Here is a 9,215-nt window from a genome sequence, read left to right as displayed (position 1 = left end):
ATGTCTTTCTCCTTTCTGCATGTGTTATTACATACAAATATTATTACACATAAACCACTTTTTTTCAATACTTTATACATCGTCCACGCTTGTTTGGAGTGCTACCTGGATTTCTATAATGCTGAAAAATTCGTCATAACAGAAAGTAATAAGCTTATAGAAAGGGTCGATAACATTTCTTGTAAGGTTAACGATAGTAGATTACAACTTGCAAAAAGCAAGCTTCAAGGTTCTAAAGAGCTGGCTCAACGGCAAGACGATCCTGAGTCAGCAAAGCAGGCATTTGAGAACATTCTCGAAGCAAAACGCTTAGTGGCTAATACTCGGAAAGAACATATTACAAGCATCAGGAATTTAGAGTTGGAAAACTTAGTGAGCATGTTTGAAGAATACACTAAGCAATATGCCAAAGAATCAGAACTCATATCACTTGAAAATATGATTAAAAGAGCAAGAAATGTAATTGATTATAGAACTTCAGATTTTGAGAACATCATTGAACAAATGAAACATATGAGTTGGCTGATTTTTTGGCGTCAAGAGGGGTTTGTCATCAACATTTTTAAAAACATGCAAAATGAAGAGTATTTGTATACTGACAAAGATGCTTTCAGGTATTTAATAAAGCTCGGAACTGAAGCAATAAAGCAAGAGAAAATAGAAGAGCTTAGGAAAATTATTTTTAAACTCTACAGTATCAGAATTGTGACCTATTCAGAGCAGGATATGTTCTTGCAATCTAATATTCTATAGCGAAGAATGAATCTACTTGAAAATCCATTTTACATTTTAGAACTGGATACATGTGCTTCAAGGCATAAAATAGTTGAAGTCTGTGATGAGAAAAGTCTGACGTTAGATTCAGATACATGTACAAGATTTTGCGCCATGCTTACACATCCAAGAAATCGTATTCATGCAGAAATTTCCTGGCTTCCTGGTGTTGCCTCTGATCTCGTGCCTGTCATATTGTATAATGTTAAGAGAAATACTAATGAAACAACCAATTTTTTATCGAGATTTAATCCATTAGTGAGATGCAATGCAGTATCTACCTTTTTTAGCTATCATAAGCCTAATGACCCATCTCAAATTGTTAACCTAATTCTTGTAATGGCCAAGTCTTATGATGAAATTAAGACTGAAAGTCTTATGGCAACGCTTAATAAGGATAGACATTTGGCAGGGTTTCCACAGATTCAGGATGTTGACATTATTTTTGATGCCATTGAACATCATAGGAGGTATCTTGCAACTGTGATGATAAGTGCCCTGAATAATATCAAAGACCCTGATATCGTCTTTACGGAAATTGTAGAGGTAGTGACTTCACACGGACAGCAGCAGCCACCGAAATTGATTACCGACCTTGCTGAACTGTATCAAAGGGAAGTCCAGAGATACCTTAATAAGCTATCTGAACAAATATTGGCTATTACCAAGGATCTCCAGTCAAGAAATATGCAAGAGAGAGACCGAATAATTAAAACACTAGAAAACAGACTAATGTCTTGGTATCAGATTGTCAGACCAATACACATTATTATGAAAACTCAAGGGATTGAGGATAGTTATAGCCTTGACCTGGCTCGTGAACTCAGAAATGCCTCGATATTCTTAGCAAACGAAATGGGAATGTATGGAGAAGCAAAAAGAATTTCTATGCTGATTTCTAAAGTCTTTAAAGAACTCCCTATGTTTGCAGAGTTCATATCGAGTGATGTAAAAACGCTTGAAGATATTATTGTCCACAAGAAAAAAAGCGCAGAGGAAAAAATAAAATGGCAAAAAGAAATCTCCCTCGATATTGAGATCGGAACGCTCTTTAAGGACAGATTAGTTATCTCTTCCAATAGTATAACTTATAAGGAAAGAACGATAAAGACTGATGAAATTAGTCGTATAAGATGGGGCATACTTGTAGAATATAATGATGGACAGAAGAGTAAAAGCTACTATACAATTTGGATTGGCACACCACGCGAGTTGTTAGAGATAGAGTGCAATACAATGCTTGAGCGTTTGAGTACTGTTGAAAAGCGGTATGCATTGATCATTGAAAAGCTTTGGAAAGCAGTTTGCATCCGTTTGTTCAGCGAAACTTTAAGCAGGCTATCATTAGGAGAAAAAATTGTTTATGGCGATAATTATGCTGTTGTAGATAAAAATGGAATATTACTGGCTGGAAACACTTCTCATTATAGATGGGAAGACATAACCTTTTATTCTTCCAGTGGAGGGCTTGTGATTAAATACGAAAAAAATGCACAGACAAGATTGTCAGTTAGAGATGTTTCATACTCAATTCCTGGATACTACCCACTTGGATATCATCTACCAATGCCACTGTCCTATAGAAATCATGATAACATACATATTCTTGAAACATTGCTTAGATTTTTACATGAAGACGGTAATTATCATAAACTGCGCAGGGGAGAGTTCAAGTAAGAATATCTATGGAAGATGAAAAAAGAAATGACAATATAGGGTTTGCCGGAATAGAGAAAAGGATTTCTGAGCAACTCAAAGGGGATGATTGTACTAGTCAAAACGACTATGAGGACAAACAGCTTGAGAAAACAAACAAGCACGAGGAACATAAATCAGAAGAACACAGAGAGTATGAACAAGAAAACAGGCAGCAAGAAAACAACATAGACCAAGGAAACGATAAAAACACCAATAAACATAATGATGATACGGATATCAAAAATGTAAGTAAACTAGGTTTTGGATGGGGTAATTTTTGGATTATTAGTGGGTTTGTTTTTGGCGGTCTTGCTTTCTTTGTTTTCTTTATTGGAGGTGTACAAACATCCGTAATCCCTAACCGAGGAGTAGCCCTTATTGTAAGTATTTTAAAAATAGCTTATTCGTATGGAATATGGAAACGTAAAAAATATGGCCTATATTTAACATACGTATACTTGACATTAGTGTCATTAAGTGGTGTGGTATCAATGGCGGTTACTGGAGGACCCGAAAACATAGCAAAAGACATGTTCGCCATTGGCCTATCGATTCTTTGGTTCGTTTATTTTCAGAATAGAAAGGACTGGTTTAACGATGACAAGAAGGAAAAACAAAAAACAAAAAAAGAAAAATCACAAGGACAAGATAGCGTTACTGATGATTTCAAAGTTGTAGCACTGGTTATACTTAAGCTGTTTATTATTATTGGTGTTACAGTATCCTTAATATTTCAAGGCAAATCTGAATTAAGTACTCCTTCAAATAAAACACAATCTCCGACATATCCTCCACCACCTCCACCGATAGAATCTGAAACGCAGAACAAAAACATCGGATGTATAGAAGGCAATTGTGTCAACGGTTATGGCACTTACTCGTACTCAAATGGTGATAAATATGTGGGCGAATGGAAAGATCGTAAACATCATGGTCAAGGTACTTATACTCTGCCTGATGGTACTAAATATGAGGGGCAATGGAAGGATGATAAAGTTAATGGACAAGGCACTCTTACGCTCTCAAATGGTGATAAGTATGTAGGGCAATGGAAGGATGATAAACGTCATGGGAAAGGTACTTATACGTTCTCGGATGGTCGTGTGCTAAGTGGTATATGGTCTGATGGTGAACTAATTAAAACACCAACACCTTCTCCTGTTGAGACTACGGCACAAAGAAAAGGCATAGGTTGTATAACAGGCACGTGTTTTTATGGTTATGGCACTTTCTCTTACTCAAATGGTGATAAATATGTAGGGCAATGGAAAGATTATAAACATCATGGGAAAGGTATTTATACGTTTTCAGATGGTAGTGTGCTAAGTGGCATATGGTCTAATGGTAAACTTGTAACTGAAATTAAAACACCAACAACCAAACCTGTTGAATCTATACCGCCTATAACTGACAATATAAAGAAGGACGAGCATAACTATAGGTTCAAAGACAATGGTAATGGTACTCTCACAGACTCAAAAACAGGGCTTATTTGGACAAAAAACGCTAAACTTATAGGTCGGAAAGATTGGAAAGAGGCGTTAAACTATATCACATCAATGAATGAGGGTAAGGGTGCGTTTGGCTACACGGATTGGCGATTACCGGACAGAGATGAACTTGAGAGCCTTGTGAAAGGTATAAATGTCCCGTATGTTTGGCTCAATTCTCAAGGCTTTACCAATGTGCAGTCTGGCTACTACTGGTCATCTACCGCCTGTGCTTACGTTACGGACAGTGCGTGGCTCCTCAGCATGGATGATGGCAACGTCTTCGCCGGAGATAAGTCCAACGGCCACTACTATGTTTGGCCGGTTCGTGCCGCACAATAGATGTCCAGGGTACCAGGGGTATACGCACCGTTGCCATACTACCCCCTCAACACATCAGAGACGGGATTTCTAAACTGCAAAGTGGCGACATAGTCTGGTTCGTCAAGGCGCTCAACAGACGCATCCCGGACGAAATCGTTGACCACCTTGGCATTATAAAGATACACAACAACAAGGTCTACCTCCTCCACGCAAGCGGAACTAAAAACAACCACAGCAATTCCGCTCACTCCAGCTCAACAGGTCGCTACCCAGCCTCTGGCGGTGTAAAGAAGGTACTCCTTGACCACTACATATCAAAGATGCCCTTTATCGGCATCCTTGTTACACGCTTTTAAGCGTCACATTTAAACGTTATGGGGAGCCGATCTATCTCCTCCTGCGCGAAAACTTCATCTTCCTGCGCAGTTTCTTGTGCTTGTGCTTTGACATCTTTTTCTTACGCCATTTCTTTACATTACCCACTTAATCACCTCCTTTAAAAGTAATCCGTATCATCTTATCCTCTGCCTTTTACTGCCAGTGCGGCTCGCACTTTTATTGCCGATTCGGCTTGCATTTTTGCCTGCTCTATGAAGGCCTCCAACTGCAACGCCGTCATGTTTGACTCCGTGCCGTCATACGGGACGCTGATACACGGGATGCCGTAGTCCTTGCTGATTGAACGCATCAGCGCCGTAACAATCGTCCCCGGCATACAACCAAAAGGCATCACGTTGACAATCCCCGATACCCCGTGCTCTATCAGATCAATGGCCTTGCCTATGCTCAAAACCGTCTCTCCCTCAAAGGATTCGTCCACCAGGGGTGCCGCCTTTGCCATAATGGCACGCGTATCGGGCTCATGCAACGTCTGCAGGAATCCCTTAAAGTATCTGTGATATCTCATCTCGATGTTCTTTTTATAGGCCCTCTTTACAAAGCTATCTATCATAGCAGAATAATCTCTTTTTATCAAGGCATGTTTAAACCCTATGTAGTTGACGTAGAACAACCACTCCTCTACGGGTGCGAGCCAGACCTTTGCCCCGTGCGATTCTATCTTCGCTATGACGTCCTCGTTTGAGAAGCTGTTTGAGCGTACAAAGATTTCGCCGATGACACCGATTAGTGGTTTCTTTTGGTCGTCCCTGGGGATTGCCTCAAAGTCCCTGCGCATCTGCTTGAGGACGCCCTCCATGGCGCCATTGCTGCCCATCAGGGTTTCGTATAGCAGCTTCAGGTACCTGTCATAGAGAGCCTGTGCCTGTCCCTTGTGGATTTCGTGTGGTCTGATTTCGTGCAGGCATTTCAGCAGCAACTCAATGGCAACGATGCCCTGCCAGGTACGGGGAAAGAAGTCCTTGCCCATTGTGCCCAGGTCATCGTAGAAGGAGATGTCCTGCACGGGGGAGAATATCTTTACGTTGTCCAGGCCGAGCTTGTCCAGGATGAGTCTTTGCAGGACGTTGTACTGTCCAAACCTGCATGGCCCCGTGCCGCCGGGCATCATAAAGACCGAACGTTCGGGGTCGAAGTCCGCAGAGGTGGCCTTTTTGATGACATCCCCGGTGGTGACAACGCAGGGATAGCACTCTTTGCCGGAGAGGTGTTTTTTGCCCAGAGACAGCGCCTCGGCATCCGTCTGTGGCAGCACCTCGGCGGCAATACCGGAGTACCGCAGGGCAGCCGCAATCGCATAGGAGTGGTCTGACATCCAGGGGATGTAGACGGTTGTCTCCGACATGGGGATATTGCGGGAGTGGGTCTGCCTTTTGGATGGCGGTGGGGATTGCTTGCGGCGCATGTTTTCAATGCTGTCCAGGAACGCCTCACACCGGGTAATGGCTCCGGCATCGGCACTGTGTTCGTCGATCTCTATGTGCAGGAAGGGCTTGTCGCCAAGCTCATCCCTGAAGAACTTAAGTATAAATGAATCAGGGCCGCAATTAAAGTTGCCTATGTATATCGGATACAACAGCGGGTTTGACCTGATGTATCGTGCCGCCTTGATTATTCTCTGCCCGCTGCGCCAGTACATGTCGCTCCACCTGTCGCTGATATCGACATTAGCCGTGGGGAGCATGTCCATTGGGATAGAGGCAACGCCGATGGTGGCGAGTTTCTGTGGTATCTGTAAGTTTACGCCCGGATCGAAGGAGTTATACGCCCTGCCCACAATCACGATAGTGCGCTCGGTAATGGCGTCTATGGCCTCCTTGCCCTTTTGACGGAGTTTTGCGTAGAAGCCGTCCTGTGCCGCCCTGGCCTCTTTGATGGCCGCCCTGAGCCTGGTTGATGACAGTCTGTAGGCCTTGAGGTGACTCTGAAGCTCGTTGACCAGAAAGCCGTCGCCACGCTTGAAGTCGATTACCGGACTGAGCACCGTCAGTCCGTCAGAGGTTGAGCTAAACGCCGCTCTAGCCAGATACGGCATGGTCTGAGTGTAGGGACACGGTGAACCCTTTGCGAAGTCATCGGTGCCGTTGCTGACGTTGATGAAGGAGGGCAACAACAGTGTATCAACCCCCGCCTGTATCAGGTATTTTATGTGCCCGTGGGCCACCTTGACCGGAAAACACGACTCCGACAGCACGCTCTCCACACCGAGGTTTACCACCTGGCGGTTGGTCTTAGGTGAGAGGGCCACGTCAAACCCCAGGGCATAGAGCAGCGTGCTCCAGAACGGTAGATACTCGTGCATCAGAAATATATACGGGATACCAATTAGCGGTCGTCCCTTTGCCCTGTCGGGGTCATGGAAGCTGCGAAGGAGCGTCTCCCTGAACGCAAACAGGTCTTCTATACCGTGGGCATTGTCCTTTTTTATATCATAGCGTTCGCATCTGCCACCGTAGAAGAGGTGACCTTTTTCGTTTTGGAGGCTTACGCGGTTAATTTCACAGACGTTTGAACAGGCCTTGCACTGAAACGACGTAATCTTGATGGCACGGTCGATTATCCCAAAGCCCTTAAAGACGGAGGTACCGGCGCCTCTTGCCGCCTGATAATCCCTGACGATCAGCGCCATGCCGATAGCGCCGGTGACGTCGTGATTGGGGGGGACGGTGACCGTGCGCCCCGTAAACTTCTCAAAAGCGGCAACTACGGCCTTGTTGTGTGCCGTGCCGCCCTGGAAGAATATGTTCTTACCGACCCGCTTGCCCGCCACCACACGATTTATGTAGTTCTCTACGATTGAGTACGCCAGCCCGGCCAGGACGTCGTCTTTCTGGGCGCCCTTCTGGAGGTTGGCCATCAGGGAGTTTTCCATAAACACGGTGCATCTCTCACCCAGGCTGCACGGAGAGGTCGAACAGAACGAGCACCCGGCAAACTCCTCCTTAATGGAGATGTTGAGTTTTTCGGCCTGCTCCTCCAGAAACGAACCCGTGCCCGCGGCACAGGCCTTGTTCATCTCAAAGTCAACGATCACGCCATCCTCTATGGCGATGTACTTGGAGTCCTGCCCGCCGATCTCAAAGATCGTATCCACGGTCTTGTCCATGGACAGCGCCCCTGCCGCCTGGGCGGTGATTTCGTTCTTTACGATGTCGGCCCCGATAAGATCGGCTATCATGTAGCGTCCGGAGCCTGTGGTGCCTACGCCCACGATCTCTATGTCATGGCCTATTTCCTGGCCGATCTCCCGTAGTCCGGTCATGACGGCATCAATGGGTCTGCCGGCGGTCATTAGATACTTTCTGGCCAGGAGGTTGCCCGCCTCGTCAATGACAACGAGGTTGGTGCTAATAGAACCGATGTCCACACCCATGTAGGACTTGATTTTGGGGGTGCTACCGTTGTCGCCGGATTTTATATTATGCACTGAGGGCGTGGCATCCGCCGGTTTGTGCCTCTGGAAGAAGTCGTCTCCTTGCTGTATAAGTGGCGCCCGCCCCTTTTCGAGGTGCTTGAGCGAGCCGATATATGCCTGCAACGCCTCAATGTCAATGCCCCTGTGCAGGACTCCGGCGTCGATGTCCTTTAATGCGGCACCGATAGCGCCCATGAGGGCACAGTTGTCGGGGACAATAAGGTTATCGAAGCCAAAGACCTCCTTAAATGCCCTGACCATGCCAACGTTTAATGCCACCCCGCCCTGAAACGACACCTCCGGCGCACTGGGTCTGCCCTTGACGATGGTGCCCTTAAAATTGCGCGCCACGGCAAAACACAGACCGGCCACGATGTCCTCTACGGGGGTTGCTATCTGCTGGAGGTGTATCATGTCGGACTTTGCAAAGACGCTGCACCGACCTGCAATGCGTGCGGGTTTACTATTTTTGGCCGCCAGCTCGCTGAACTGCTCAATGGTGAGTCTCATACGCTCGGCCTGTTGGTCCAGGAACGACCCCGTGCCCGCGGCACAGACGGAGTTCATCGAAAAGTCCTTGATGGCACTGTCCTGGAGTATTATATACTTAGAGTCCTCCCCGCCCATTTCGATTATGGTCCTGACGGAGGGCAACAGTTTTCTTGTGGCATAGGCACAGGCCGCTATTTCGTTGATGTGGGTTACACCAAGTGCCTCGGCAATAAGTTTTCCTGCCGAACCGGTTATCGACAGGGCCGAGTCCTCAAAGTTAAACCCTTTTAGCAGTCTGTAGGCGACGCTTAATGGGTGTCCGTGGTGTCTTTCGTAGACGCTGTCAACTATGTTGGCACTGTCATCGAAGGCAACTATCTTGACACTAACCGAACCCGCATCCAATCCAATGTGTCTCATCATCCACTCCTTTCATGCTAAAAGATACATTATACAGAAAACACCCGACAAAGATAAAGAGGGGACAGAGAAAGTCCAGGATTAATTTGATAATGTGTAATAGTTCAGCTATACAATTGAAATGTTGTGTATAATCAACCCAATGTCAACAAGGTAAGAAGGGGTCAAGGGGGCTGGCCCCCTTGCAGGGGGTTCTGAAGGGG

5 protein-coding genes and 1 pseudogene are annotated in these 9,215 nt (G+C 45.7%); 4 read left to right on the top strand and 2 right to left on the bottom strand.

Going from position 1 to position 9,215, the window contains the following annotated elements:
* From HWQ67_RS08530 to HWQ67_RS08515, 4 genes and pseudogenes are all read left to right on the top strand, one after another.
* Nucleotides 1-753: pseudogene (locus HWQ67_RS08530) on the top strand (hypothetical protein); the annotation flags it as partial.
* Nucleotides 754-759: 6 nt separating this feature from the next.
* A complete protein-coding gene (locus tag HWQ67_RS08525) occupies nt 760-2,451 on the top strand; it encodes a hypothetical protein (RefSeq protein ID WP_218252263.1) in 1,692 nt (563 codons plus the stop codon).
* Between the two features lie 8 nt (nt 2,452-2,459).
* A complete protein-coding gene (locus HWQ67_RS08520) occupies nt 2,460-4,304 on the top strand; it encodes a DUF1566 domain-containing protein (RefSeq protein ID WP_218252262.1) in 1,845 nt (614 codons plus the stop codon).
* Nucleotides 4,280-4,642 (top strand): DUF1460 domain-containing protein, encoded by a 363-nt coding sequence (locus tag HWQ67_RS08515; RefSeq protein ID WP_218252261.1) that lies wholly within the window; start codon nt 4,280-4,282, stop codon nt 4,640-4,642. The genes HWQ67_RS08520 and HWQ67_RS08515 overlap by 25 nt, the downstream gene beginning before the upstream one ends.
* A 31-nt stretch (nt 4,643-4,673) precedes the next feature.
* Here the strand turns inward: HWQ67_RS08515 and HWQ67_RS08510 are convergent, their stop codons facing one another.
* Both HWQ67_RS08510 and HWQ67_RS08505 read right to left on the bottom strand, forming a co-directional pair.
* Nucleotides 4,674-4,769 (bottom strand): AURKAIP1/COX24 domain-containing protein, encoded by a 96-nt coding sequence (locus HWQ67_RS08510; RefSeq protein ID WP_081853625.1) that lies wholly within the window; start codon nt 4,767-4,769, stop codon nt 4,674-4,676.
* Between the two features lie 34 nt (nt 4,770-4,803).
* Nucleotides 4,804-9,015: an acyl-CoA dehydratase activase gene (locus HWQ67_RS08505; RefSeq protein ID WP_218252260.1), complete on the bottom strand. Its 4,212-nt coding sequence runs from the start codon at nt 9,013-9,015 to the stop codon at nt 4,804-4,806.
* Nucleotides 9,016-9,215 lie beyond the last annotated feature (200 nt).

Source organism: Candidatus Magnetobacterium casense, assembly GCF_019173545.1.
GTDB lineage: Bacteria > Nitrospirota > Thermodesulfovibrionia > Thermodesulfovibrionales > Magnetobacteriaceae > Magnetobacterium > Magnetobacterium cryptolimnobacter.
The sequence above is the reverse complement of the archived record's forward strand: the minus strand, read 5'-3'. Positions and strand labels throughout refer to the sequence as shown.